25 protein-coding genes are annotated in these 25,506 nt (G+C 59.2%); 8 read left to right on the forward strand and 17 right to left on the reverse strand.

All coding sequences use genetic code 11. From position 1 onward, the window contains the following. Positions 1-106 precede the first annotated feature (106 nt). The 7 genes from NKH17_RS25315 to NKH17_RS25345 all read right to left on the reverse strand — a co-directional run bounded on the left by NKH17_RS25315 (position 107) and on the right by NKH17_RS25345 (position 8,296). A complete protein-coding gene (locus tag NKH17_RS25315) occupies positions 107-1,480 on the reverse strand; it encodes a hypothetical protein (protein WP_352899206.1) in 1,374 nt (457 codons plus the stop codon). Positions 1,481-2,575: 1,095 nt separating this feature from the next. Beyond that, positions 2,576-2,899 carry a phage head closure protein gene (locus tag NKH17_RS25320; RefSeq protein WP_352899208.1) on the reverse strand — a complete coding sequence of 108 codons (324 nt, stop codon included), beginning with the start codon at positions 2,897-2,899 and terminating at the stop codon, positions 2,576-2,578. A 5-nt stretch (positions 2,900-2,904) separates the two neighbouring features. Next, positions 2,905-3,498 (reverse strand): head-tail connector protein, encoded by a 594-nt coding sequence (locus NKH17_RS25325; protein WP_352899210.1) that lies wholly within the window; start codon positions 3,496-3,498, stop codon positions 2,905-2,907. Positions 3,499-3,565: 67 nt separating this feature from the next. Beyond that, positions 3,566-4,825 (reverse strand): phage major capsid protein, encoded by a 1,260-nt coding sequence (locus NKH17_RS25330; RefSeq protein ID WP_352899212.1) that lies wholly within the window; start codon positions 4,823-4,825, stop codon positions 3,566-3,568. Positions 4,826-4,870: 45 nt separating this feature from the next. Further along, a complete protein-coding gene (locus NKH17_RS25335) occupies positions 4,871-5,506 on the reverse strand; it encodes an HK97 family phage prohead protease (RefSeq protein ID WP_352899214.1) in 636 nt (211 codons plus the stop codon). After that, a complete protein-coding gene (locus NKH17_RS25340) occupies positions 5,496-6,749 on the reverse strand; it encodes a phage portal protein (RefSeq protein ID WP_352899216.1) in 1,254 nt (417 codons plus the stop codon). Before NKH17_RS25340 ends, NKH17_RS25335 begins: the two co-directional genes overlap by 11 nt. After that, entirely contained in the window at positions 6,749-8,296 is a 1,548-nt protein-coding gene (locus NKH17_RS25345; protein WP_352899218.1) for a terminase large subunit, read from the reverse strand. Before NKH17_RS25345 ends, NKH17_RS25340 begins: the two co-directional genes overlap by 1 nt. A gap of 506 nt (positions 8,297-8,802) precedes the next feature. Here NKH17_RS25345 and NKH17_RS25350 point away from each other — a divergent pair. After that, positions 8,803-9,273, forward strand: a complete 471-nt coding sequence (locus NKH17_RS25350) for a hypothetical protein (protein WP_352899219.1) — start codon at positions 8,803-8,805, stop codon at positions 9,271-9,273. A gap of 138 nt (positions 9,274-9,411) precedes the next feature. Next, complete coding sequence (locus NKH17_RS25355; RefSeq protein ID WP_352899221.1) at positions 9,412-10,224, forward strand: hypothetical protein; 813 nt, start codon at positions 9,412-9,414, stop codon at positions 10,222-10,224. A gap of 670 nt (positions 10,225-10,894) precedes the next feature. On the opposite strand, the gene NKH17_RS25360 is transcribed toward NKH17_RS25355, so the two are convergent. The 7 genes from NKH17_RS25360 to NKH17_RS25390 all read right to left on the reverse strand — a co-directional run bounded on the left by NKH17_RS25360 (position 10,895) and on the right by NKH17_RS25390 (position 14,482). Next, complete coding sequence (locus NKH17_RS25360; protein ID WP_352899223.1) at positions 10,895-11,215, reverse strand: DUF6074 family protein; 321 nt, start codon at positions 11,213-11,215, stop codon at positions 10,895-10,897. After that, on the reverse strand, positions 11,212-11,832 hold the full coding sequence (locus NKH17_RS25365; protein ID WP_352899225.1) for a hypothetical protein: 621 nt from the start codon (positions 11,830-11,832) through the stop codon (positions 11,212-11,214). The genes NKH17_RS25360 and NKH17_RS25365 overlap by 4 nt, the downstream gene beginning before the upstream one ends. Continuing rightward, positions 11,829-12,056: a hypothetical protein gene (locus tag NKH17_RS25370; protein WP_352899227.1), complete on the reverse strand. Its 228-nt coding sequence runs from the start codon at positions 12,054-12,056 to the stop codon at positions 11,829-11,831. Before NKH17_RS25370 ends, NKH17_RS25365 begins: the two co-directional genes overlap by 4 nt. After that, complete coding sequence (locus tag NKH17_RS25375) at positions 12,053-12,259, reverse strand: hypothetical protein (RefSeq protein ID WP_352899228.1); 207 nt, start codon at positions 12,257-12,259, stop codon at positions 12,053-12,055. Before NKH17_RS25375 ends, NKH17_RS25370 begins: the two co-directional genes overlap by 4 nt. Then, a complete protein-coding gene (locus tag NKH17_RS25380) occupies positions 12,256-12,456 on the reverse strand; it encodes a DNA-binding protein (protein ID WP_352899231.1) in 201 nt (66 codons plus the stop codon). The genes NKH17_RS25375 and NKH17_RS25380 overlap by 4 nt, the downstream gene beginning before the upstream one ends. Positions 12,457-12,615: 159 nt before the next feature. After that, positions 12,616-13,875 carry a tyrosine-type recombinase/integrase gene (locus tag NKH17_RS25385; protein WP_352899233.1) on the reverse strand — a complete coding sequence of 420 codons (1,260 nt, stop codon included), beginning with the start codon at positions 13,873-13,875 and terminating at the stop codon, positions 12,616-12,618. A 307-nt stretch (positions 13,876-14,182) separates the two neighbouring features. Continuing rightward, positions 14,183-14,482, reverse strand: a complete 300-nt coding sequence (locus NKH17_RS25390) for a DUF982 domain-containing protein (protein ID WP_352899235.1) — start codon at positions 14,480-14,482, stop codon at positions 14,183-14,185. Between the two features lie 301 nt (positions 14,483-14,783). Here NKH17_RS25390 and map point away from each other — a divergent pair, with 301 nt between their 5' ends. After that, entirely contained in the window at positions 14,784-15,611 is an 828-nt protein-coding gene (gene map / locus NKH17_RS25395) for a type I methionyl aminopeptidase (protein ID WP_254818354.1), read from the forward strand. Between the two features lie 51 nt (positions 15,612-15,662). Next, positions 15,663-16,409: a RadC family protein gene (gene radC, locus NKH17_RS25400; protein ID WP_023720155.1), complete on the forward strand. Its 747-nt coding sequence runs from the start codon at positions 15,663-15,665 to the stop codon at positions 16,407-16,409. An 88-nt stretch (positions 16,410-16,497) separates the two neighbouring features. On the opposite strand, the gene NKH17_RS25405 is transcribed toward radC, so the two are convergent. The 3 genes from NKH17_RS25405 to NKH17_RS25415 form a co-directional block, all read right to left on the reverse strand. Next, positions 16,498-19,077: a bifunctional diguanylate cyclase/phosphodiesterase gene (locus NKH17_RS25405; RefSeq protein WP_352899287.1), complete on the reverse strand. Its 2,580-nt coding sequence runs from the start codon at positions 19,075-19,077 to the stop codon at positions 16,498-16,500. Positions 19,078-19,434: 357 nt separating this feature from the next. Beyond that, positions 19,435-20,289, reverse strand: coding sequence for a class I SAM-dependent methyltransferase (locus NKH17_RS25410; RefSeq protein WP_352479767.1), 855 nt, complete (start codon positions 20,287-20,289; stop codon positions 19,435-19,437). Positions 20,290-20,538: 249 nt separating this feature from the next. Beyond that, a complete protein-coding gene (locus tag NKH17_RS25415) occupies positions 20,539-21,633 on the reverse strand; it encodes a glycosyltransferase family 4 protein (RefSeq protein ID WP_352899237.1) in 1,095 nt (364 codons plus the stop codon). Positions 21,634-22,104: 471 nt separating this feature from the next. On the opposite strand from NKH17_RS25415, the gene NKH17_RS25420 reads away from it, so the two are divergent. The 4 genes from NKH17_RS25420 (at position 22,105) to coxB (ending at position 25,472) form a co-directional block, all read left to right on the forward strand. Next, positions 22,105-22,461, forward strand: coding sequence for an SPW repeat protein (locus NKH17_RS25420; protein ID WP_254818350.1), 357 nt, complete (start codon positions 22,105-22,107; stop codon positions 22,459-22,461). Between the two features lie 128 nt (positions 22,462-22,589). Then, positions 22,590-23,039 carry a DUF2231 domain-containing protein gene (locus tag NKH17_RS25425; RefSeq protein WP_352899239.1) on the forward strand — a complete coding sequence of 150 codons (450 nt, stop codon included), beginning with the start codon at positions 22,590-22,592 and terminating at the stop codon, positions 23,037-23,039. Then, a complete protein-coding gene (locus tag NKH17_RS25430; protein ID WP_352899241.1) occupies positions 23,039-24,385 on the forward strand; it encodes a PQQ-dependent sugar dehydrogenase in 1,347 nt (448 codons plus the stop codon). The genes NKH17_RS25425 and NKH17_RS25430 overlap by 1 nt, the downstream gene beginning before the upstream one ends. Positions 24,386-24,656: 271 nt before the next feature. Then, positions 24,657-25,472, forward strand: coding sequence for a cytochrome c oxidase subunit II (gene coxB / locus NKH17_RS25435; protein ID WP_254818347.1), 816 nt, complete (start codon positions 24,657-24,659; stop codon positions 25,470-25,472). Positions 25,473-25,506: the final 34 nt, after the last annotated feature.

Below are 25,506 nucleotides of genomic sequence, written 5' to 3' on the forward strand. Positions count from 1 at the left end.
GAAGGCTGCGCGCACCTTCTTTGCGTTTGAAAAAGCCGCTGCAATTTTCTTTTTCGTCTTGGCGATAGCTGCATTGAGCTCCTGGGACGCCGGCTCATTGAGCCGGTCAGCGAGACGGTCGAGCTTTCGCCGGTCGACGGGGTCTTGGATCTGGCTGCGATTCATGACTGTTCTCCCTACGAGCTGGTTGGTGCTGAACGCGATTGACGTACCTTGGATTCAATTCAGCAGTGAAATAGTGCTTCCGCTTGACCCAGATGAAGCCGTCAGCCCTCGATATTATGGCCACGTCTATCGGACCGCCGACGGTTTCCATGCCCCTTGAAACCTTCCTCTTGATCGACGTCAGATTTACCAATGCCTCGGCCATCGTGGCCAATTCAGGCTTTGGCATGAATTCCACCATGTCTTCAATAGCGGACTTTGACTGCGATCGTATGTCAGCGAAAGTCGAATTCTGAAGCTCGCTCAAAAAGGCTCTCTGCGCCTCTTCTGCCTTGGCTCCCAGCGCTGCTCGGTCCTCGTCGCCCATCTCAAGATTGGCAAGAATGTGGCTGCTTATGTCTGGCACGGTGTTGATGCAGAACTGCATTATGTACCGCTCGATGCCTTCGTCCAGGCCATATAGGAAGCGTTCGACCATTTCTTTCTGAGCGAATGGTATAACCCGCGCGCGATCGCCGTCGCGATCGATGTCGACCGTGTTTGTCTCGATGTACTTCAAACGGCCGAAGGCCATTCCATCGATCTCAAACGAGGCGAGGCTCGGGAAAATATCCTTCTTGCCAAAGCCGGCTACGACAACACCGGTTTCCCCGCCGGACAACATGTTCTTCAGCACGGCATTCTTGCCGAGGTCGGCGAGCCGCGCAGTCATCGCCTCTGACTCGCCGTGGAAGTTCCGGGCTACTACAGCCGTTATGGCTGCCATTTCGGCGTCGCCAATCTTCGGCGGGCCTTTTTTGCCGTCTGGCCCAAGAAATTTCGCGTCCGGCCGTTTTGCAAGAATGCGTTCGAAAAGAGCAACCGACTCTTCGAAAAACGCGCGGAGGTGCTTCATAAAATCGTCCTGCTCGGGCGGTTTGCCGCTCACCAGCTTCTCCAACTTCTCTTGCACTCGCGCCTTGATCCGGTCCATGACCGGCTCGATCATGTTCGTCAGCGACGCATCGCTGACCTTCTGCGGTGATTTCGCTCCCCATTCGCACAGGAAACGGAGCAAATCGTACGCTGCCTCCGGAAGTCGATCGAATTCTTGGTAGCGCTGCCGGTAGTCGGCAATCAGCATCGGCAAAGGCGCCTGCATGAACTGCATGCCGTGGTAAATCATGACGCCGATCGGCGTCGGGCCGCATAGGTCGAACAGCTTGTCGGCCGAGTCGTAAATCTTTTGCTCTTCACTCCCGGCCGAAATGGTGACCGCGCTGTCGGTCGCCAGAGCGACCGCCATTTTGTTCAATATTGCGATTTCTGCTGTCATAGATCCCCCAGCCCCGAAGAAATACATCGAGTCGAGGGCGGAATGCAAAAGGCGAGCCGCTATTGCTTCAGACTATCCCCGTTAACTTCAATCCCAGCCGGCCATAATGGCCCAGTCCCTTTCTGAGAAACGAAAAAGCCGCCGCCCGAAGGCAGCGGCTTACAACGACGGTCATGTGGCTTTGGAGCGCTCGTAAGCCGCTCTATTCCGGCACTTGGCAGAACAGAACTTGGCTTTGGGTCTGGCAGGCTGAAACGTCTCGCTACAGTGATCGCAAAGGCGCGGCGCCAAGGTCGCGTTCATTCCTGCTGCCCTGCATGTACGCGAGCACCAAAGCTGTGAATGCCGGTGCGGCTTGAACACGCGCTGGCAATGGGCACACGGACGCTCCGGCTTCGTGGTCCTTCCCTTCGACGCGCACACCGGCGAGCAATACAGACCTGCCTTTGAACGGCTAGAAGGTCGGAATGTTTTCCCGCACGTCGCGCACTCTTTTTGCTCGAGGATGTCACCGCGGGCATGTCGTGCACATGACGACGAACAGAAGCGGGAGTCCTCCACCGAAGGCCGAAACGACGTGCTGCAGAACTCGCAGGCCCGCTTGCGTAGCTGTTGCTTTTGGGCGAGGTAGAATGCCCGCTGCGTGACTTCCTTGCCCCGGTAAACGTCCGCCTGTTCGCGGCGAACTTTTGTGGCCAATCGGCAGAGTTCGGAGCACCATGACACGCGCCGCAACTGGCGGTCCGACGTGTCGAGCAATTGGCTACAGCCGAGACAGTTCTCTCGATCGACGCCTTCCGGCTGGCCTTGCGGCCAGGTCGGACGCCTGTGGCCTCTCAGGCATGTTTCAATGATCGACGCGGCTTCATCATCAGCCCGTTGCCAAGAATAACCATCAAGGCACAATGCGGAACGAAGTCCGGCGCGGCAGGCTCCTTCGAACTCGAAGGGACTGAGCCTCCAGTCCGCTATGACGTCCATCAATTGGTTGACGACGTGTTTTCGCTTGTCGGTCCCGAAGATCGGGTGACTTGCGAGCTTCTTCGTCGCTCGAAAGCCAAGCGTGATGGCGAGCACATCTTGCGCCATGTGAGGTCAGGACTGGGATTCGGCACTGATCTCGGTGCCCTCTCGGAAGCCGAGCTCGCGCAGTCCCTTGATGTCGTAAGTCACGCCCTCGCACTCGACACGGTCCACTTCGGAAATGTCGGCGAGATAGCGGATGCGGAAGATGACCAGGCGCACCGCGTAGCGCTGACGCAGATCATCTGAAAACCGCTCGTCTTCCTTTTTGCTGATCTTCTCAGCCCAAACCGTGCGCCAAGTTTGCCACTCAGACACAGGTGCGTTCAGCGTATCAGTGCCAGTTTGGACCCGCCGAAGAATGACGAGCCGCCTATTCATGTTACCGATGCGCATTGGGCTCACCGATAGATGCGAAATGGCGCGATCAGATCGCAGGCCAAGAGCGGGATTTCGTGCGGCGTGGTGAATGTGATCGGCTGCCGTTCCACATAATAGTGGGCGGTCATGACGTTGATTGCTTGCAGGATCGGCGGAGGAACGTTCTCTTCGCTGTCGCCATAGCCGGCGCGGAAGCGAACCTGCACGGCGTCCGCAACAAACCGGCTTTCGGGCCATGTCTCGCCATAGGCCGGAGCGATTTCAGGTCGCCATGAACCGGCGCCAGAGACGCGATATGCCGACGGATCCAGCGTTTGCAGAAGCCCGTCGCTATTAAGGTATTTGATATGGATGACTTCCTGCAGCGGCGGCAGTGGGAGCTCGATGCAGGTTTGAAAGCAATCGAGGTACAAGGTCCACTCCTGCGTCAGAAGGCACCGCCCCAGGCGTCCTTCCTTGCCGTCCAGCCGCGATACGGCGGCACTGATGCAAGCAGAAATGTATGCCTCATCAGTTGGCACGGCGTTGCCCGCTTCAACGCGCAGATGATCGCACACCGATTGGAATATCATTTCGGCAAGCGAAGCCGGCGCGGTCTCGAGAACAAGATTCATATCGACCCTCTGAAACGAAAGAGGGCGGCACGAAGCCGCCTTCTCAGTTCAAGTTCAGGACGCCCGATTAGGCGTTCAGCGACGGAGAAGAGCCAAGGTCGAAATAGCCGTGCACAAACGACTCCGGCCGGTTCACCGCAAGGGCGAGCCGCTCTTCGGCGCGGATTGCCACGAGGTTCCGGACGAAGAAATCGTCGTGATCGGTCGAAACTTCGACCGCGGCGTCTTCCCGGTCGAACACCTGCGCGCCCATGGTCGCACCGACGAGGAATTCGCCGGCAGCGATGACGGTCGTTTCGACAACGGCAAGACGCCAAAGTTGCATCGTACCGCCAACCTGGACATTGACCCAAACGTACCGATTGTCGACGTCCTTGGTGAGTTCGATTTCTGCCCAATCGATGGGATTGAGCACCACAAAACTCGGCCGATATTCCGCGTTGCGGACCTGAAGGCTCGCACGCCGGATAGTGTCAATCGGGGTGTCCTTGATGACATTGCTGAGCGTCGACTGAAAGAACGCCGACGCCTGCGGGACGATGCCATGGAGATTCTGCCCCGTGCCGTCGCCGGCAAGAAGCTGGGCCTCTTCGACATATTTCAGGCCGAACGTCGCGCGACCATTGATGTAGGACATCAGCATCGGGACGTCAGACAGGACTTGCTTCGATGCCGCGAACCAATGCGCGATCGTGCGGACATTGGTGGTAACGAGATCGAACTTCAGATCCGACTGCGGCTTGGTTGCCCCTTCCGCCACCGGCGCCGCGTTGTTGGTGAAGCCGGTTTCCTGCATGAACTCGATAGCGTTCGAAGACGTGCGACCCGGCAGGAGAAGGTCCCGGATCGTCAGTTCGCGGACGGCCGGCGTAATGATGCCAGGAGCACGATCCGGCCGGATGAGATCGCCGGCGGATCCAGCGGCATCGGTCGTTGCGGAGGTGATCGTCGCTGCCTTAAGGTTCAGGCGTGCGGTGCCGCGTCCCTTGCTCTGGAGTGCCTTGAAGTCGTCGGTCTCGGTCAGTTGTTCGCCGATCGACTTTGCAGGAGTGTCGCCGAAGCTGCGCCGGGACAGTTTCTGTTCGACCTGGAGAAGTCGGTCTTGAAGGCTGGCGCCATCGGTCGAAAGCTTGGTGAGCGCCGCCTTGGTTTCGTCCAGCACCTTGCCGTGCGTCTTGATTTCCTCGCTCGCCTTGGTGGCAAAGGTCTGGATTTCGGTGTCACGAGCCTTCAGCGCGTTCATCACGCTCTTGAACTCGTTCTGGTCATCAAGGCGATCGCCGACCGCCTTCCGGCGAAACTCGCCGGCCGGATAATGTTTAGTCATTTTGATATCCTCAGATTTTGGGAAGATTGAAGCCCGAAAGCGCCTTCACAAGGTCACTGGCGGCCATTGCATTCGCCGGGTCTGCTGACTCGCTAGCAAATGCTTCAGCCCGCGATTGGCGATCACCGCGGACTGTGAACGTGAGAATCCTGCCTCTCGCAGGAGCCTCTCGAATTCGGGAAGTGTGGGAAGCCCGCCATGAGCAAGCTTCATCTTGATGGCATCGATCCGAGCTTCCTCGTTGGCCGGCATCGTGACGATGCTAACTTCCTCGAGGTCCAATTTTGTCAGAGTGCGGATGCTGGTCTTTTCGTCATAGCAGGCTTCGCGGGTCCAATAGCCAATGCTGAGTCCGGAGACGGCTCCGGCCTTCATCAGGGCATGGGCTTCGCGCGCCAACGCGACGTCTTTCGTCAGCAATTTGCCTTCGACGTACAGCCCCTTGCTGTCTTCCTGCACGGTCTCATAAACGCCAAGCGGGCGATTGGACTGATGCTGCCATAGAACGGGGATCTTGCGGCCCGTCGCCTTCCGGCTGGCCAGGCTGTCCACAAATGCACCGGGAGCCACGACTTCATTCTGAAGGTCGACCACGCCGAAAACGCTGCCGTAGCCCGAGAAAGAACCGTCAGCGTCAACGGCTTTAATATCAAGTTCGAAGTCGCGAATTTTAATCGACATTCTTGTTTTCCTCGATGCCAAGCCAGGACCGAAAAGCGGCCTTCGCCGCGGCGGTGTTGTCGCCTCCAAGCCTGTCCAGTGGCGCCAGATTGGTTTGCGCGGTCAGGGCATCGGCGGAAGAGCCGGCGTGAGGCAGATTGAGCTTCGCCCGGGCCTCGTTGCGGCTCATGAGCGCGTTCTGGACCATGGTCGACAGGAACGACGCCTTAGCCACGCTATCGGCCTGCAGCAGGGCCTCGCGGTTGAACTCCGGGTAAATGCGCCGGCGCTCGCCAGGACCGATCAGCTGTTTGGAGATGCGCTTTTCGATGCGTGTAAGCACCGGGTTAAGTCCGGTCGTCAGCCATTGCAAAAGCAGTTGCTCGATACCTGTTCCCCAAGCGGTCACACCCTGCGCTGCATGGCCGATCACAACGGGCGGCACGCCGAACCATCTGCAGATCTCTTCGACGTTGAAGCGACGGGTCTCCAGCATCTGCATGTCTTCGGGATTGAGGCTGAGTTGCTCGAATTTGAGCCCGGCCTCGAGCACCATGACCTTGCCGGCATTTGTTGAGGTGCTGTATTTTTTCAGGATCTCATCAAGCTGTGTGCGCTGTTCTTTGTTCAGCTCCGATTCGGTCGAAAGGACGCCGCTCGGCATCAGTCCATTGCCAAAGATCTTGCCGGCGGCTTCGTCCGCAGCGATAGCGCTGCCGAATGTCTGAACGCCGAACCTGATTGGCGAAAGGCCAAGATCGCCGCCAAATCCAAAGCCTCGAATGTGGAGGACTGATTCAGCCGGAAGATCGACCGGCTTGCCCCGATCGGTGAACTTATAGCGGAGCTCGCCCGCCTCTCGGGTCACATTCACCTGGTCGGCAGGAAGCAGATTCAGCGCAGTAATGCGGTCACCAAGCTTGACGATCTCGGCATAGGCATTACCCCGCACCATCAGCCAGGCGACTATGGCGCCCCAAAACTCAAATGCGGTCTGATCGGCGTTCGGACTATCGCCGATGATTTCTGCCAACGGGTGATCGATAGGATTGCGACCGCCGCGACCGTCCTTTTCGAAGACCTGCAGCGGCAGGCAGGAGGCGGCCTCAGAGTTGAGCCGGACGCAAGACCACACAGTTGCAAGCTGCATCGCTGTATTGTCGGTGACGGCCTTCCCGGCAGCGCTGGCGCCGCCGTAGAAGTAGGACCACGGCGCCGTATCGGTGAGGCCGAAAGTCCGGCCAATCCAAGATTTGAAATTCATTAGACCACCATGACGGGGTTGTTCAGGAAGCCCTTCAGCGAAGGCTTGACTGGCGGAGGTTCGAAACGATTGGCGACTTGCATCGCCATGGCGAGCGCCACTGCGCCGTCCACGCGAACTGGTCCGCGGCCGTTGGATTTCTCTTTGTCGATTTTCAAGTTTCCGGCGGCGTCACTGACCGTGATTGCCCCGGCTACAGCGGCGGTTAAAACAGGGTGCCCGCCGTGTCGTAGCTTCCCGGACAAAGCGAGTTCTGCAAAACGCTCCACGGCCGGCCCCATGCTGACGAAGCCTTGCCTAAAGGGCTCGAGCGGCAGCGTGCAGGCGATATCGTCAAGCTCGGTCTTCAGATCCTCGATTCGATAGGTATCGAAGGCGATCGACTTGATGTCGAACTCCCTCGCCAGTTTCGCCATCTCCGCCGCAACGAAGTTGTAGCGGACGGTCGGGCCAGGCGTGGCAAGCATGTGGCCTTCGGCAATCCACCTGCGGAATCGTTCCCGTTCGGCGGGCCGGCGGGCTTCAAGCTGGTCCTGAGGCGTCCAGAAGGTCGGCAAGACGTCGAATGTCGGATCCGGATCGTCCGACGGGAAGACCAGCACCAGGGCGGTGAGGTCATTTTTGCCGCTCAAGTCGAGGCCGCCGAAACAGGCGCGGCCCTTCAATGCAGCCCGATCGACCGGGCCGGCATTCTGTTTCCAGACCGGAAGTGTCACGATCCGGCTTTCCGGATTGGCGTCCGCCCTCTGGTTGAGCCGCAAGCGCCGATAGGAGCTTTCGAACGCCGGCATACGTCGGGCCCGGTCGCGGGATTTCTGCACCGCCTTCAGGTCGAGGAAGTGGCCCCATGCAGGGTTGCAGGCCTTGATAGTCTCGTCTCTGTACGGGTCCGCGTCTTCCGGCGCCGTGTGGAGTTGGAGATAGGTCGAAGCATCCGCGCCAGTCAGCGCGTCATCGATCAACCTGGAGAGCGGATGGTCGTCGCTCTCGTTTTGGGTCGAAAGCACGATGCCGAGCGTTTCGTCCCGCTTGCCTTCCGATTCCATCAGAACGGAGAGCAGCGCGCCGTCTGGCGCCTCTCCAAGCTCGTCGTAGCACCACAGCGTCGGCGACAGCCCTTGCGAGCGGCGGGCGTCTGCCGATAGCGCTTCGTATACGGAATCGAGGCCGTCACCCTCGAGCACGTGAATTTTCTTGTGAAAGTCGACTATGTTCACCCGGGCTGCAAATTCCGGGACGCGAAGGATCGTCGCCTTCATTTCATCGAAAATCAGTCCCGCCTTGCCGCGGTCGATCGACGCCGAAAACACGGCGCCACGCTCTTCGGACTCCGGACCAAGAAGCGCCGCCAGGCAGATCCCAGCAATCAAGCCAGTTTTGCCGTTGCCTTTCGGCTGGCTGAGAATGGCGAGTGAGACCTTGCGTCTGCCGGCCTTGTCAGTCGCAAAAACGTTCTCAACGAATTCCCGTTGTGACGGCAGGAGCCGCATTTTCTTGCCGCGGCGGATGCCCTTCGTGACAGGAAGCCACTGAAGGAAAGCGATCATCCGCTTCGCGCGGGACAGGCCTTTCTTTTTCCAAGGCAGGCGCCGCTTGGTTTCTGCGGCCTGTTCCTTAGCAAGTCGCTGTCGAGCCGCGCCCGGTCCGCGCAAACCCATGCCGAAACCCCAATACTGATTTCATGCGGCGGGCGATCACGCGTCGTGACCGCCCGCCTCGATCGCGTCGACCTTGACCCCTCCAAAGCCCGCATTGGGCATGGAGCGCCGGGGAGGCTGACTTCCGCTAACGGCCCGATCGAAGGGGGCCTCTAAGGAGTGGCGCTCCAAATGGTGAAAACCTATCGATGGCAAAACTAACTCTGCGCGTGACAGCCACGGCGGTCTAGGCGGCAAAAAAGCTGGCGACTTTTGACCCGCCCCCGCCTTCTGGACGCGGCAGCGGCGCCGCTGAGATCGGCGATTTCTCTTTTATTTTCAGTAAGTTATTTGTTGACGCGACCGCTGTTCGGACCTACGCCGCCCCCCTAGAACTGAACCAGGGACCAACTTCGATGCTTGAATATGGCCCGATGATCGTGCTCGCGGTGATCGCCATTGTGGCGGTGATCGGCCTTATCCCGGAAACCGCTGAAGATGCCGCGCTCAAGTTCCGCCGCCAATGCCGAGCCGACGGAATGGGCTTTGCCGAGACAGAGGCGGCAATCGGCATTCGGAAGGCATTCGTCCAGCTGCGCCGGCTGTCGTCCGACCAATGCGTTGTGAGGGGCGGCAATATGGATCGGAAAGCGATCAATGAGATTGCAGGGCATGTAGCCATAGGCCTTGCGGCCGCACATGGGCGGGAAGCTGCCTCGAGCTTCGTTGCTTGGATCGACAGTTGCCCCGATGAGGAAATCCTCTACGACGACGCGCGGGTGGCGCGCCATCACAGGACCGTCGACGCGTTGCGCGCCAAGGGCCTTTATCCGCCGAAGGACACGGACATGCACGAGGACTTCAAGAACGCCTTCCGGATCGTCTAGGGCTCATATTGCGTCTTGTCTCGAGAGCAGACGTTAGGCGTAATTCAATTTGGGACGATCGCTGTCCCAAATTAGATATTCTCTTGCAAATTCCGACCCCGGAAATCAGGCAAATTCGCCGCTCAGAAAAGATTGTTGATGAAACAGGTGAACGACTTTCTTGCGTCGAAATATTCCGAATATCTCAAGGCGCTCCGCGAGACCGAAGCATTCACACCCTTTATGCCTTATGGTTGGTTCAGGGCGCCTACAACCGTCAGGCTCGACGCGGAATTCGGCCCTCAACAGATGGTCTATAGGGACTTGGCGGCCGAGGCTGCAAGAGACCTCGCCAACGGAATCAATCACCTTATCAGTCTTACGCAGCGGCTCGGCGTCTGGCAAAAGGTAATCCAAGGGCTCGACGTTCTCGAGAAGAGCGAAATCCTGCACGAATTCGTACAGGACCTAGCGTCGACTGCACTTCTGAGCCCCTATACGCTAAAAGCAAGATTCTATTTTGCAGCGGCCCATCTGTCCCACCAAGCGAATTGCGTCCTACTAGGTGAGAAATGGTCGGATGATTTTGAGACCCTTCCGGAGGACTGGAAGATCAACGAAGAGTGGGCCTGCAAGCTGGCTAAGCCCTGGCGATCATGGAAGAAGCTGATCAGGGTCCTCAACAGGGTCGACGCAGGCGATTACAAATCAACAACGGACGATTTTCGCAACAAGCATACCCATAGGTTCACGCCGCATGTCGAGCTCGGGATTACGCAGATGATGAAGCGGTTGCCGGCACAGGGTGGCACGAACCCGCGCTATGGTATTGGGGGTAGCGAACCCATCAAACTGGAAACCGCTGTGCGCGCACTGAAGTCGCAGTGCCTTCATTTATCTAAGTGCTATGGCGAATTCCAGAGCCTCGTGGATGAGCAAGGCGCTGTCCTTTTTGGAGATGCTTACGACTGACCCCCGAGACGAATGGCACTTCGATTGAACGGATGTCGCGGATCCTCAGGACATCCGTCGGCGCCTACCGCGCTCGAATAGCCATTGCGCTCTTCCGACTGTTTCGATGAATCGTGGCAGGCTTTGCATAGGCTTTGAAACGGCCCAGCAAAGAACCGGAGCCGATCGCCGCGATGGCGCTCGACGTGGTCGCAGACCGTTGCTTGCGTCCTTACGCCAGCCCGAGCACAAAATGCGCAGTAAGGCTCCCGCCTCAACTGCCGTGATCGAGTGGCAAACCATTCCTTGGTCCGATACCAAGCCCGCCACGGTTGCGAAGCCCGGCGCTTGGCCTCGTATTGCGAACGGTCCTTCATAAAACGCCCGCCTATCCGGACCAATAAAAAACCCGCCACTGCAGGGTAGCAGGACGGGGTTGATTCGGCTTGTGATTCAAATCGATCTTTCTCAGCGATACTGACTCGCAACCGTCGATTACACCACCCCTAGAGGAAAGATTTCTGTTAACACTATATTTGGCATCCACCGAAACTCGAACGGCGCCAGGGGTTTTCGACGGGCCGAAACTATCTTTTAGGTCATCGCGGCCGCCGCAACCGCCATCGGTCAATTGCCAAAAGCGTCCGGTGCCAGCCGCGTCGTACCAGTGCAGCGATCATGAGACTTCCTTTCACCTTCGGCCCGCGCCGTCGCCAGGACGGGCCTTTTCGCCGCCGGCCACCCATGCAGCACGATCTAGTTCCGATTGTACAGCGCAGTGGAATGACGAGACGCCGGCTTCGATCTCGTCTGCCGAGAAACCCGATCTCGTCATTTGGCGGCGGATTTGATCGATCTGGTGCTGCCATAGCCGCTCAGCTGCTCTGCCCTTCTTTTTTTGGATGAGATCGGCGACACGCCGTATCTCACCCGTCCGCCGGTCCTGCGGGAATGGGAGAATGGTCCGGGCTTGGCTAGACGGGGTCCATTCAAAGAGGTCTAGCTGTTTCACGCAGCCTCTCCCCTCTTGGCCGGAAGGCGCACCGAACCCACCACCTCACCTGGTATACTATATGGTGGTGCTCTCGTACCCCCATTGACGTCGTGCTTTTGCGTCATATCGGGTGCCGTCGTCACCCCATTCGGGTGCTCTCGTCCCCCCATGCCTTCCGGAATGCGGTGCCGTCGTCCCCCCATTGCGGTGCTCTCGTCACCCCGCGTTTTTTTCTGCAGTGCCTTCGCCGGGCGCCATTTCATGAAGTCCTTTGTCGCCGGCATGGCGCTATGTGTCGGGTAGTCAATCGGATATTCCGTGAGGATCCAGGTATTCGCTCGGCTGCCGCCTTCGACCTGTCTCTTCCAATCGAAATGGCCCTTCTTCGCCACCTTGACGAAACCACGGTCTATCAAGTCCGAAAGTGCACGATCGGCCGGCTTGTTGCTGCAACTGAGCGCCGCTTCCATCTCCTTCCCGCTAAAGGCGATATTGCCGTTGTTGACACTGTTGTAGCGCTTCTTGAACTCAACCAGCAGGGCTCTGCCGTAGACGTCCAGCGACTGATATGCAGGGCTCTCTAAGAGCCAGTGGTAGAGCCGGACGTGTCGTGGCTCACGGAGCGGCTTACTCATGGCGACGTTTCACCGAAGGACGGTAATCCAGTGAAGTCGCCGCGGACGATCGCGCCGAATCCAGCAATGGCCATGGCCAATTCGAACAATTCGCTATCGCTGATTTCGCACGACGTCTGATCAGTCACCGCGGGTAGCATTGCGTAGAAGGTCGCTTTCGGATCCTTCGCGTCCAGCAACCAGCGTGCCATCGCCACGGCCCCGACGATATCGTTGACGGTCATGCTCGCACCGCCATGCGCACATGCGCGTCCACAAGTCGCTCAGCTGCCTCGAGGCGGTCGCGGGCTTTGTCGATCTCGGCAGGGGCAGGAACGAGGCCGCCTCCTTCCAGCGCGGCCTCGCGCTGGCAAAGGAGGTTCTCCAGGCGTAAGCGCATGTTCATCGCCTGTTCCTTGAGGCGGGACAGTTCGTCGGCGCCGGTCATGACACCGGCTCACGCTTCGGTTCAATTTTCGGCAACGCCTGCAGATAGGCCGTATACTCGTCGTCAAGGACGATGGTTTGACGACCGATCTTCCGAGCAACAAGTTGGCCGGCTTTGATGGCGTCGTACAGGCGAGTTCGCCCACCTGGATGAATCTGTAAAAGCTCTTCGATTGTGTAAGCAGGTTTTCGCGTCACGTGGATCTCCCAGAAATGCCGTGTTGCCACGACTGTTGATTTCTCTGGGTTGGATGCCCGTTCGCGAAGTCGCGAACCCTTTTAGCGCGAGCGAATCAGCGCTTGGAATGGATATAGGGTTCCGCAATGAATCTCGTCAAGGTGAAATGAACGGCGGTGTCACCGCGCTGCCGCTATTGCCGTCACGTTACTCTTTTCGCCAATGCCTAATTTAGGGAAGTGAGCCCGAATGGTGTCGGCAACATACGACGGCGCCAAGTGCGCATAATGGCGTTCGGTCACTCGGGTGTCAGAGTGACCAAGCTGGGTGGCAATGACGCCCATGGGCACGCCCGCCATGGCCAATGCGCTGGCGTGGCTATGGCGAAGATCATGAAAGCGAGCCCGCGGCGTAATTTTGGCCGCATCCGACGCTTCGACCATCGGTCGGAAATGCTCCGACTTCTGCCATTCACGACCACGAAACGGAAAGACGATGGCGTGACCCGGCTTGCCAGCGATCGCCGTCTTAAAGAACTCAACGCCCTCGTCACCCAAGACGACATGACGGGGTTTGCCGGATTTGGAAATCAGCACGTGGACTGTGTTTGCGTCCAGATTGATGTCGCTGACACGAAGCCGGCCAAGCTCGGACACCCTGCAGCCGGTAAATAGGGCACCGCGAACCAGGGCCCTAAATTCGGGTTCGCAGGCGTTGACCAGCCGCCGCTGCTCATCAATGGACAGGTATCGAATTCTCGCAATCTCGACATTTTTGAACGGCTTGACCTTCCGCCATGCCAGATCGCTGTCGACAAGCTCTTCGGAGAACGCGAGATTCAAGGCAGCTTTTAAGGTCGTCAGAATCCTGTTGGCCGTGACTTTCCGCGCCCTCGGATCGCTCTCCCTTGCGATCTCTTTGCCGCCCCGGTTTTTCGCAGGGGCCAGCCATAGATCGGTTTGCCATTCCTTGATTTTTTTGGTGGTGAGCTTATCGACCTCGATCGAACCCAGCACCGGTTCAATCCTCGCCTTTATGGTTTGCTTGACGCCGCGCATGTCCTTCTTGCCGCACTGCTCGCAGTCCGCCAGATAGTCCGTGAGCGCGTCTGAGACCGTATAGGCGGCCCTTGCCCGGCCATGCCCCCTCGCCTCTCGCAGCGCCTTCTCTCGCCACGTGCGGCCCTCCGCCTGCGCATGAGACCAAGAAAGGATGATGGCGCCGTCGGCGTCTGCCGTGTCGTCTGCTGTCCCGATAGCCTTCTCTACGTATTTGCCGTCGACGAAAATCCGGGACTGCCATTTGCCGCCGCGCGGACCTTTCCGATAGCCGACGTGAAAGCCCTCTTCGATCATCCGCCAATGCGGTTTGTCTTGCATCGGCAGGGCAATTCGGGCCGCCCTGGTGTCCAGTCGAGCATCTTTGACGGTGCGAGCCATTTCAGAACGTCCCCCAAGTTTTCCCTAATAAGCGTGACGTGAACGCCTATGAACGGGCGTGAATATCCGTGGAATAAACATATATCTTTCAATATGTTATACACGTTCACGAGCATTCGGGAAAGGGCAAAAGGGACGACTTTCACGGCGGTAACAGGGGTTCGATTCCCCTTGGGCGTACCAGCAATTTCAACTTGGCATATGTCTATCGCCAGCGTGATGCTGGCAAGCGTGGCTGGACCCTACCCACTCTGAGGGGGTGTCAGCAAAGGGGCGAAGACAGACTGCGGATCGTGTCGACGGCTCCCTACGCCCTCAGCCCCCTCGCCTCGCCGCCGCGCTTGCGCGGAGGAACCATCATGTCCCTGGCAAGCAAGCCGCTCACCCGGCAAAAGGCCATGAAGGCCCGGCATGCGTCTTCGGTCTCGACGATGTCCACCGTGGCGCCAAAACAGGCATTGAACGCGGCCTGGTAGGTTGGCCCCTTCCGGCGAACCGGCCACGTTTGCAGGAAATCGAGCGCCTGCTCGACACTGTAGATTTCCTCGACCGGCTGGCTGGGCACAGGCGCGATACGCACCGGCACCGCAAATTGCAGTCTGTCCATTCGACCTCTCCCGAACCGACACCCCCGCAGCAACATCGTTCGGCACAAAAAGTTGCCGTGGCGGCTTCATGCTTGGGCCGACTTCTCACCTAGAAATGTGTCGTCACTGCGGTAGCCAAATGAACCGGTCGGGAGCATGGGCAGCTACAGGCAAGGAGAGTGCCCCAAAGACCTGAATATCGCCGGTCTTCGGTCGTCGCCGGCAGTTCGTCCTTGAACCTTGCGCCTTCCAGTGCCAAATCTGGGGAGATTTCTCTGGCGGGGGCTCATCCAGCCCTCGCATCCCTGCAGACGGATAAAAATGGTCACCTATCTCGACGCCGCCACGGCACCGCTCAGAAACACCGGCCAGATCCGTCTTTACGACGAGGAAGGCTTTATCGGCATGCGCAAGGCTTGCGATCTCACCGCGCGCTGCCTCGACGAACTGGTATCGATGGTGGCGCCCGGCGTCACCACCGAAGCGATCGATCGCTTCGTCTTCGAGTTCGGCATGGACCATGGCGCGCTTCCGGCGACACTCAACTACCGCGGCTACACGAAATCATCCTGCACCTCGATCAACCACGTCGTCTGTCACGGCATACCCGACAGCAAGCCGTTGAAGGATGGCGATATCGTCAATATCGACGTCACCTATATACTCGACGGCTGGCATGGCGACTCCTCGCGCATGTATCCGGTGGGCACGATCAAGCGTGCCGCGGAGCGGCTGCTCGAAGTCACGTATGAGTGCCTGATGCGCGGCATCGCGGCAATCAAGCCGGGCGCCCGCACCGGCGCCATCGGCGCCGCCATCCAGACCTATGCCGAAGCCGAGCGTTGCTCGGTGGTGCGCGATTTCTGCGGCCACGGCGTCGGCCGGCTGTTTCACGACGCGCCGAACATCCTGCATTACGGCAGCGCCAGCGAAGGCGTCGAGATGCGGCCGGGCATGATCTTCACCGTCGAGCCAATGATCAATCTCGGCCGGCCGCATGTGAAAGTGCTGTCGGACGGCTGGACCGCGGTGACGCGCGACCGTTCGCTGTCGGCGCAGTACGAGCACACGATCGGCGTCACCGAAACCGGCTGCGAGATCTTCACGCTGTCGCCAAAAAACCTCGACCGCCCCGGCCTGCGGGCCTAGTGTCTGGCAGATCGGGCGTTACCTCGCCCGGCAAATGCTGGGTGGGCAGCCATGAACGGTGACGACGACGAGCGGGCCTTCTTTCCCGAAAGGCCGGTGCGATCGCCCGCGAAGGCGGTGGCCGCCGACAAGCCGCATTATCTCGGCCATCGCGATCGCTTGCGCGAGCGCTTCGCCGCCGGTCCCAACACCCTCCCCGACTACGAACTGCTCGAGCTTCTATTGTTTCGGCTGATCCCGCGCGCCGACACCAAGCCGGTCGCCAAGGCCTTGCTGGCACGCTTCGGTACATTGGCCGAGGTCCTCGGCGCGCCCGTCGAGCGCCTGCAGGAGGTGAAGGGCATCGGCCCGGCGGTGGCGCTCGACCTCAAGGTGGTTGCGGCAACGGCGCAGCGCATGGCGCGCGGCGAGATCGCCGGCCGCGAGCTGTTGTCGACCTGGACGCAGGTTCTCGAATACTGCCGGTCGGTGATGGCTTTCGAGGAGCGCGAGCAGTTCCGCATCCTGTTCCTCGACAAGAAAAACGCGCTGATCGCCGACGAAGTGCAGCAGGTCGGCACCGTCGACCACACACCGGTCTACCCGCGCGAGGTGGTCAGGCGCGCCCTGGAGCTCTCTGCCACGGCGATCATTCTGGCGCACAACCATCCGTCGGGAGACCCGACGCCGTCGCGCGCCGACATCGAGATGACCAAGCTGATCATAGAGACGGCCAAACCGCTTGGCATTGCCGTTCACGACCACATCATCATCGGCAGGAAAGGCCACTCCAGCATGAAGGGCCTGCTGCTGATCTGAGGTTTGGCGTTGTTTTCAGCTTTGTCCGCTGTGCGCCTATGTACCGCAACCTCAAGGCGGTCGGCTCGATAAATTCTGGCGCCGAGGCTCAGCTGGCCGTGCGCAGGCGCCGCGATCGGACAAATGTCTTAAGTCCCTCGGAGTCTAACGGGTGGCCGAAGGCATAACCCTGCAATATGTCGCAGCCCAGGCCCTTGAGTAGCCGTGCGTGCTGCATCGTCTCGACGCCTTCCGCCACGACCTCGATACCCAGCGATTTGCCGATTTCGATGATTGACGAGACAACCTGCCTTCTCTGCGGCGATTTGACGATTGGGGTGACCAGCTGCCGATCTATCTTCAGCCGGCGCGGCTGCAACTTCAGCAAACTGACCATCGAAGCGTAGCCGGTACCAAAATCGTCTATTTCGATGTCAATCCCCAGTTCTTTTATTTGCTCGATGTTCCACGTGACAAGATCGTCGTTCTCGTCCAGGAAAATTGACTCAACAAGCTCGAACGAAACTGTTCCTTTCTTGATATCTTGTTCTCGCAGGCTCTTGATGAGCTCCTCGTCTTGAAGGCGCCTCGCCGAGACATTGACAGACACCCGTGGAATGTTAAATTTTGCAGTGGACCACTCTTCGAAATCCGAAAGCGATTGCTTCAATATGGCTTGGTCGATGATCGAGACGACGTTCAGTTCTTCTGCAATCCTCAGGAAGATGTCGGGCGCCAAAATACCCTTTACTGGATGTCGCCACCTCGCCAGCGCCTCAACCCCAACGATTTCGAGCGTCTTTGCGTCAAATTGGGGCTGGTAGAACGGGATGAACTCGTTGCGCTCGAGGCCGCCGAGAATTTCGTCGGCAATCCGTTTTGTATCGACGATTTCGCTTTGCATCGCGTCAGTGAAGAATTCGTATCGATTGCGCCCACGGCTCTTTGCTCGGTAAAGCGCGATATCTGCGTTCACCAGCAGGTGTTTGGCTTCGACATTTTTTCCGTTGTCGACAGCTATACCCACGCTGACGCCAAAACGGCACCGATGGCCCTGATAGTAGACGGGCTCGCGCATCTGGCTGATGACCCGATCGGCAAGCAGCGCCAGTTGCTTGGTATCGTCGCGTACCACGCACAGAACGATGAATTCGTCTCCTCCGATGCGGGCGACGAATCCTTCGTCGCCGACCTTCGATCTGAGGACTGTCGACGCGTGAACCAGCATCGCGTCACCGGCGGCGTGGCCCAGCGTATCGTTGATGTGCTTGAACCGATCCAGATCGATGTGAAGCAGTGCCGCACGCCCGCCTGAGCGCCTGGCATTTGCCGCGTAGTCTTCCAGTACCTGGTCGAGGTAACGCCGGTTGGGCAAGCCGGTCAGCGAGTCATGAAGCGCAATGTGCTCTATGCGCGCCTTGGCCGACTCGAGTTCTGCATTTTTCGACTCCGACAGCTGTTTTGCGCGAACCAGATCCTTGTTCAGCAGGACGTCGGCAGTCACGTCCCATTCCGCGCCGATCATTTTTGGGGTGTCGTTTGTGGCCCGGTAAAGGATCGCCTTGGACCGAACATGACGGACCTCGCCATTCGGGCGCACAATCCGGTACTCCGACAAATATGGTCGTCCGCTGGCCACCGCCGTATCGAAATCTGCGTTGGCGCCAGCCAGATCATCTGGATGGATCGCTCCCGCCCAGTCTGTGTAGCCCCGGTGCTCCCCCGCTGGTTTGCCATATATTTCATTGACGCGTTCATCCCATGTAAGCTCGTTGGTCGCGAGATCGTGTTCCCAAACCCCGATAGCCGAAGCTTCCAGAGCGAGTTCAAGGCGTCGTGACAATCGGCGCAACTCCGCATAATTGCGCTGTCTTTCGCCTATCAGACGACCAGTGACCAGGAAGGGGAACACAACCAAGGCCCCGGCCGTCGCCATGATCGCGCGCAACAACCATGCGTTACTTGGCGTCGAAGGCCAGCCGTTCTTGGGAATGGCAGCGAGCTGCCACGAGCCGGAAGGAAGCAAAACGTCAGCCGTCACCGGATCGCTTTTGCTGATCTCCTCATTGCCGTAGAATTGACCACCTCGGTGACCGAGGGCGTCCCTGCCGATCAGCGCGATGTCGATCCCGAGATCGTCGTCAAGCATGCCGCTCGCTTTGTAAAGGCGCTGCACGTCGACAACGGCGGAAATAATGCCCCAGAACCTTTCCGTGTTGCCCACGCTCGGCACGAAAACCGGAAAGCGGCCGATGAAGCCCTGTCCTCCCTGCTTCAGCTCGACGGGACCGGCAAGCACCAGCTTGCGTTCGTCTCGCGCCCTTAGCGCAGCCGCACGCTGCCGCTCGTTCTTGCGGTAGTCCAGGCCCATCGCCTGCTCGTTACCCTCCATCGGGTACATCAGGGAAACGACCAGATCGGGCGCGCCGGCAATATTGTTCAATTGCGAGTCGGCGCCAAATAGATTGCTCGCCAGCGAGGCGAAGCGTTGCTGTCCCATATAAGGCTCGGTCACGACCGCGGCGACCAATCCACGCACGAGTTGAAGGTTTCCGTTGATATTGCCTTCGAGCTTGGCGCGGATGAGATTGACCTTGGTCAACACGTCCGCACGGACGGCCTGGTCCGAGACGACTTTGTTCTGGTGCTCCGCGAACGCGGCGCTGATAAGTATGACGATAAGCGCGATCGCCGCCGGAATGTTTGCCGACGAAAAGACGACCTCCTTGATGCCGCCGAACTTAGCGCGGAAAAAAGCCAATAGGCGATTCCTCAAGTGCCATTTCAGGTTCCCGGGTCGACCCGATGAGGAACATTAGCTTTCAATGTTTAATGTCACCTTCACGCCCCTTAGAGCTTTTGCACTTCCGACCGTTGCTGATGCTGCAGGCCCGAGCGGTTGGAGCCAGCTGCCGACTTCCACTGACATGGTCCCACTGATTGAGTTGAGATGCGCTGGCGCCGGCGATCCGTCGGAAGATCGAGGAGCGCGAGCTATTGCAAACTTCGACGCTCCGACCCGAGTACTCAGGAGCGTCGACCTGGACTAGTGCCCCTCGATCGCCTTGGGAGACACAAGGTATGGTATCTTGCCGATGCTGCGCTTCGTCGCGCCAATGGAATAGGCCATCGGTATCTTGGGAGAGTTCTCTGGCAAGCCGTACATATCCTTGCCGGCCCGCACGGCAAATGAAAAGTGCTGCCACGAAACAGTGTCATGCTCATTGAGAAAATCGAGCGTCAGACCAGCTGAAATCAGCGCATTCACCACGTCACTGATCGGGTGGATCCATTCATAATAGCGAGGATGCTTCAAGATGCGGTCATCGCCGGTGTAGGTCAGTTCCTCGTTCCAGGCGAGCGGTCGAGCTATCGGCGTTCGCCAGTCGTGCTTCAATTCCAGGGCCGCGGCCTTTCGATCGCACTGAAACATCAATGGATGGCCCTCGGCCATGTAGAGACGGCCGCCGGGTCTCAGGAGGTCGGCAACCACCCGCGCCCAACGGAAAACGTCGTCCAGCCAGTTTACCGAGCCCCATGTAACGTAAGCGATGTCAAAGGTCCGACCGAGCGCTTCCACCGCTTCGAACAGTGGCGCTTCCACGAAGCGCACGTCGGTGCCTGCCTTCGCAGCAAAATCCCGCGCCGCCGCGATCGCCGCCGGTGAAAAGTCGAGCCCCGTCACACTGCCTGCGCCGAGATTCTTCAGGCTGATCGTGTCGAGGCCGATGTGACACTGCAGGTGGACGATATCCTTGCCGGCAATATCGCCGACCTCGCGCGTTTCCAGCTCATAGAGATTGGATCCGCCGGCCAGCACATTCTCGATGTGGTAGCTGCCCGTTGTGTCGGTCGAGTGCAGTTCGGCCCGATCATCCCAGTTAAGGCGGTTCGCACCCAAAAACCGTTCCAAATTCCCCCCACCCCTGACTGACGCATGGTAAACAAGTCGTTAAAGTACCTTTGCAGCGAAAGTATCCCGCGTCAATCCGGACTGGGCGGCGGCAGTGTGCCACCGCGAAAGCCATAGCCCCGGGAAAGCTTGCTGCTGATCAAAAGCTTCTGGCGCAGTCGCCGTGCCCGGCGACAAGACCCCGCAGGTGCCCCCCTGACGTCACCGTCGTGGTCTGCATGTGGATTAGTCGGTTCCTCAGCCCCCCACGGCCACCATCGCGATGTTTCTGGAGAGCTCGTTTGTGGGGTCAACTGCGTCTGCCATGCCGCTCGTGAGTGCTCGGTAGAGTGCCACATAATCGCTGCACATGCGCTCGACCGTGAACCGCTTCTCGAACGTCTTTCGCACTCGTGCGCGATCGAGGCTGTCTATGCGCCGGAGCGCGCCCACAGCTTCCTCCACCGTATCCACGATCCATCCGGACACACCGTCATCGATGATCTCCGGGACGGCGCCACGCCGGAACGCAATCACCGGCGTACCGCAGGCCATTGCTTCGATCGTCACGAGCCCGAAGGGTTCCGGCCAGTCGATCGGGAACAAAAGCGCTTTCGCATTGCCCAGAAAATCCGCCTTTTGCCGCTCATCGATTTCGCCAATGAACTCCACGTTCGAATGCCGCAGCACTTGCGGCTCGACCCTTTCCTTCCAGAACGACTGGTCCACCTTGTCGATCTTGGCGGCGATCTTCAGGGGAAACCCCGCCCGCACTGCTATTTCAATGGCCGCTTCCGGCCCCTTTTCCGGCGAGATGCGACCGAGAAACGCAAGATAGCCAGAGGTGTTCCGGTGGAATGGCAGAAGATCGCGGGGCAGGCCATGATGCACCGTTCCAATCCAATTGACGGGCGGCACGGGCCGGCGCTGGTCGAAGGAGATCGAGACCAGGGGAACATCGTTGAACATAGCATAAAGTTGCGCCAGATCGGGCAGGTCGAGCCTGCCGTGAAGCGTGGTAACCGTTCGTCTGGCAAAATCCCGAATAATGGGGAAGTGCAGAACATCGACGTGGAAATGCAAAACGTCGAATTCATCGGCTCGCCGGCGCACCCGTTCAAGCATCATAACGTGGTGCGGACCACCGTCCTGGACCCTGGGGTTCAGGCGCAGCGCAACGTCGCAACACGGCACCAGCTCGGCTGAGGTACGAGAATCGGCGCTGGCGAACAGCGTCACCTCGTGGCCCTGTCGGACAAGTTCTTCGGTCAGATACGAAACAATTCGCTCGGTTCCACCGTAGGTTCGGGGCGGCACGGATTCGGTTAGCGGCGCGATCTGGGCTATTTTCATTTAGAAAATCTTTTCGGCGGCGACCGCCGTCTTTCAAACAAGCTTCGGGGGCAACCAAGACAAGCGAGAGCTTCTCGTTGCGAAGTATTCTATGCAGAGCGTATTTATAGTTGTGCCGTCCGTGTTCCTCCCGTGCAAGCAGGTTGCCCTTATTCAACTCCTCTGGATCCAAGAACTGCGATCCCTGAGAAATGTTTCACCGGCTCGATAAAAAGACAGAATGAGCTAGGCGCCGAAGCTTTGGATCGCTCGATCACCACCAAGTGATCCAGGCGTGCCGGTGCCGAATGGAACATAAAGCCCGGAATTCAGTTAGATAGCCGGATTTGGCTGGAGTACCGCCAGATGCGGAATTCCAGCCGGGCAGGGCACTACCGTGACACGGAGTGAGCGGCTTCGGGCGCATCTCGCCGAACTCAGGCACCACCTTGCCGAACTCGGGAGCCATAAACGCTCCCCATGGAGGATGCCATGAACCAGTGGACAAACGCCAGGCTCTGTGACGTAGCCAACCTGATCCTTGGGGCAATTCTGTTCTTCTCTCCCTGGATCTTCACGTTTGCGGCAGGCCCGCAGACGCAGAACGCCCTCGGCAGCGGAATCTTGATCGTCGTGCTTTCGGTTGCCGCCCTCGCAGCATTTGCCGTGTGGGAAGAGTGGGTGAATCTGGTCGTCGGACTGTGGGTTCTCGTATCGCCCTGGGTGCTTGGATTCCAAGCGACAACGGCAATGACCGTGCATGTCGTGATCGGCATTCTGGTCGCCGTGCTGGCGGCGATCGAACTCTGGATGATGTATCAGAACCCGCCGACCCAGTCGGCCGCCTAGCAGGCGCAGCCAGCCAGCGCCCTTTTTGGGCCTGACAGATCGATCGGTCGTCTGCCGGCCTCTCGGCAACAGCCGCCGGAGGCCGGGTAGGCGGTTGTCTGGACGAGAACCAAGAAGGATGGCGCATCATGGTCGGTGACAATCCGCGTTCGACGGCCAGGATTGCGGGACATCCTATTCATCCGATGCTGGTGCCGTTTCCGATCGCCTGCTTCGTCGGCACCCTGCTGACGGATCTGGCCTACTGGCGAACAGCGGAGATGATGTGGGCTGACTTCTCCGCTTGGCTGGTTACCGTCGGCGTGATCATGGGCTGCCTTGCAGCGATCGCGGGGCTGATCGATTTCCTGGCCAATCCGCTGGTAAGGGCACAGCCCCCCGCTTGGCCGCACGTGCTCGGCAATCTCTTGGCGCTGGCGTTGTCCATCATCAACATGCTCGTGCACACCCGCGATGCATGGACCTCCATCGTTCCCACCGGCTTGATCCTCTCGGCGGTTGTCGTGGTCATCCTCATCTTCACCGGTTGGCTGGGCTGGTCCATGGTTTACCGGCATCACGTCGGAGTGGCGGATTGATGCGCGTAGCAAGCTCCATCAGACAAGCCGGGCGCATCGCGGCGTCCATCTTTACTTGCACTGCGGCGATCGCTCTTGCAGCGTGCAGTGGCAACGACCCGGATCCCAGCAGTCAGATAGGGCCGAATCCAAAACTGCCGGAGCCGATCCAATATTTCTTCCCGCCCATGCATCTCGCTTCCGTGGTCGGGTGGAAGAACGACGAAAAGCCGACCGTCGCGCAGGGGCTCCAGATCCAGGCCTTTGCCAACGGCTTGCAGCATCCGCGGTCGCTTTATGTGCTGCCCAATGGCGATGTCCTGGTGGTCGAGTCCAAGGCGCCGGGCGGCGAACCGATCAAACGGCCCAAGGATTTGGTGATGGGCTGGATCGAGTCCTGGGTCACCTCGGGCGGCGACAGCGGCCCGAGCAACCGCATTACGCTGCTGCGCGACACCGACGGCGATGGCAAGCCGGAGCTGACCAGCGTCTTCCTCGACCACCTCAACTCGCCCTTCGGCGTGGCGCTGGTGGGAAGCGATCTCTACGTCGCCAATACCGATTCCATCGTCCGCTATCCCTACAACACTGGTGACACAAAGATCACCGCGCCCGGAACGCCGCTAACCGCCCTGCCCGGCGGCCCGATCGACCACCATTGGACGAAGAGCCTGGTGGCAAGCCCCGACGGCTCACTGCTCTATGTCGGCGTCGGCTCGAACAGCAACGTCGCCGAAAACGGCATCGAGGCCGAGAAGAACCGCGCCGCCATCTGGCAGGTAAACAGGGCCACCGGCCGGTCGCGCATTTTCGCCAGCGGTTTGCGCAATCCAAACGGCCTGAGCTGGGAGCCGCAGACCGGGGCGCTCTGGGCCGTGATCAATGAGCGCGACGAGCTCGGCCCCAATCTCGTGCCGGATTATCTGACCTCGGTAAAGGATGGCGGCTTCTACGGATGGCCATACAGCTATTATGGCCAGCATCTCGATCCCCGCGTCATGCCCCAGCGTCCGGACCTGGTCGCGAAAGCGATCGTTCCGGACTATGCGCTGAGTTCCCACGTCGCCCCTCTGGGACTGGCCTTCTATACGGCAAACAGCCTCCCCGAGGCATATCGCGGCGGCGCTTTCGTTGGCGAACACGGCAGCTGGAACCGCACGCGCTTCAATGGCTACAAGGTGGTGTTCGTACCATTCAGCGGCGGCCATCCTAGCGGCGTCGCTACCGACGTGGTGACCGACTTCCTGGACAAGGACAACAAGGCGCGCGGCCGGCCTGTCGGCCTGGCTGTCGACAAAACCGGGGCCCTGCTCATAGCCGACGACGTCGGCAACACAGTTTGGCGGGTGACATCTGCCGGCAAATAAGGTGGCGCCGCTCCCTTCGTCGAGCTGTCGGTCGAGCAGGTGGAAGGGATCCCCGGCGATCGCCGTTCCGGTGGTTCTGCGAGGCGCATTCGGCGTGCTCGCCATTGCCTGCCGCTGTCACCGCCGAACCGAAGGACCGCCAGCGCCGCGAAATGGTATTTTTGCCCTTCCCACAGCCGGCTCTAGAATTTTCATCGCAAATCAAGTTATGATGCACTTGGTATTTCCCGGGACGGCTTGCGCCGCTTGGAATACCGGGAGGAACCGGGACATGGCCGTTGCGCTTGTACTCGTTCTGATAGTCGTGGGCTCGGTGTTGTTCCACTTCCTGAGCCCATGGTGGTGGACGCCGATTGCCTCGAACTGGGACTATATCGACAACACCATCATCATAACTTTCTGGATCACCGGCGTCGTCTTCGCCGCCGTGGTTCTTTTCATGGCCTATTGCGTCTTCCGCTTCCGTCATCGGGAAGGCAATCAGGCGGCATATGAACCTGAGAACAGGCGGCTGGAATCCTGGCTGACGGTCGTCACCGCGGTTGGCGTCACGGCTTTGCTCGTTCCTGGCCTGTTCGTCTGGAGCCGGTTCGTTAACGTTCCAAGCGACGCAACAGAGGTCGAAGTCGTCGGCCAGCAGTGGCAATGGAGTTTCCGCCTGCCCGGCAAGGACGGCAAGCTCGGCACATCCGACACTCGCGACGTCAACGCTGAAAATCCACTCGGCGTCATCGCCACCGATGCCAACGGCCAGGACGATGTCGTAGTGGAAGCGGCCGACCTGCACCTCCCGGTTGGCAAACCGGTCAAGATGCTGCTCCGCTCGATCGATGTGTTGCACGATTTCTACGTGCCGGAATTCCGCGCCAAGATGGACATGATCCCGGGCTCGGTCACCTATTTCTGGTTCACTCCGACCAAGACCGGAACCTTCCAGGTCCTGTGTGCCGAACTCTGCGGCCAGGGACATCCGATGATGCATGGCGTGGTCATGGTCGATACGCAGGAAGACTATCTGGCGTGGCTTGGCCAGCAGCAGACTTTTGCGCAGCTGTCCGCGCCCCAACAGATGGGCTCGGCAGAGTAGGAAACCGGAACGACGGTGCGCCGTCGGGATTGAA

The sequence above is a fragment of the Mesorhizobium sp. M1334 genome, assembly GCF_040317995.1.
In the GTDB taxonomy this organism is placed as follows: Bacteria; Pseudomonadota; Alphaproteobacteria; order Rhizobiales; family Rhizobiaceae; genus Mesorhizobium.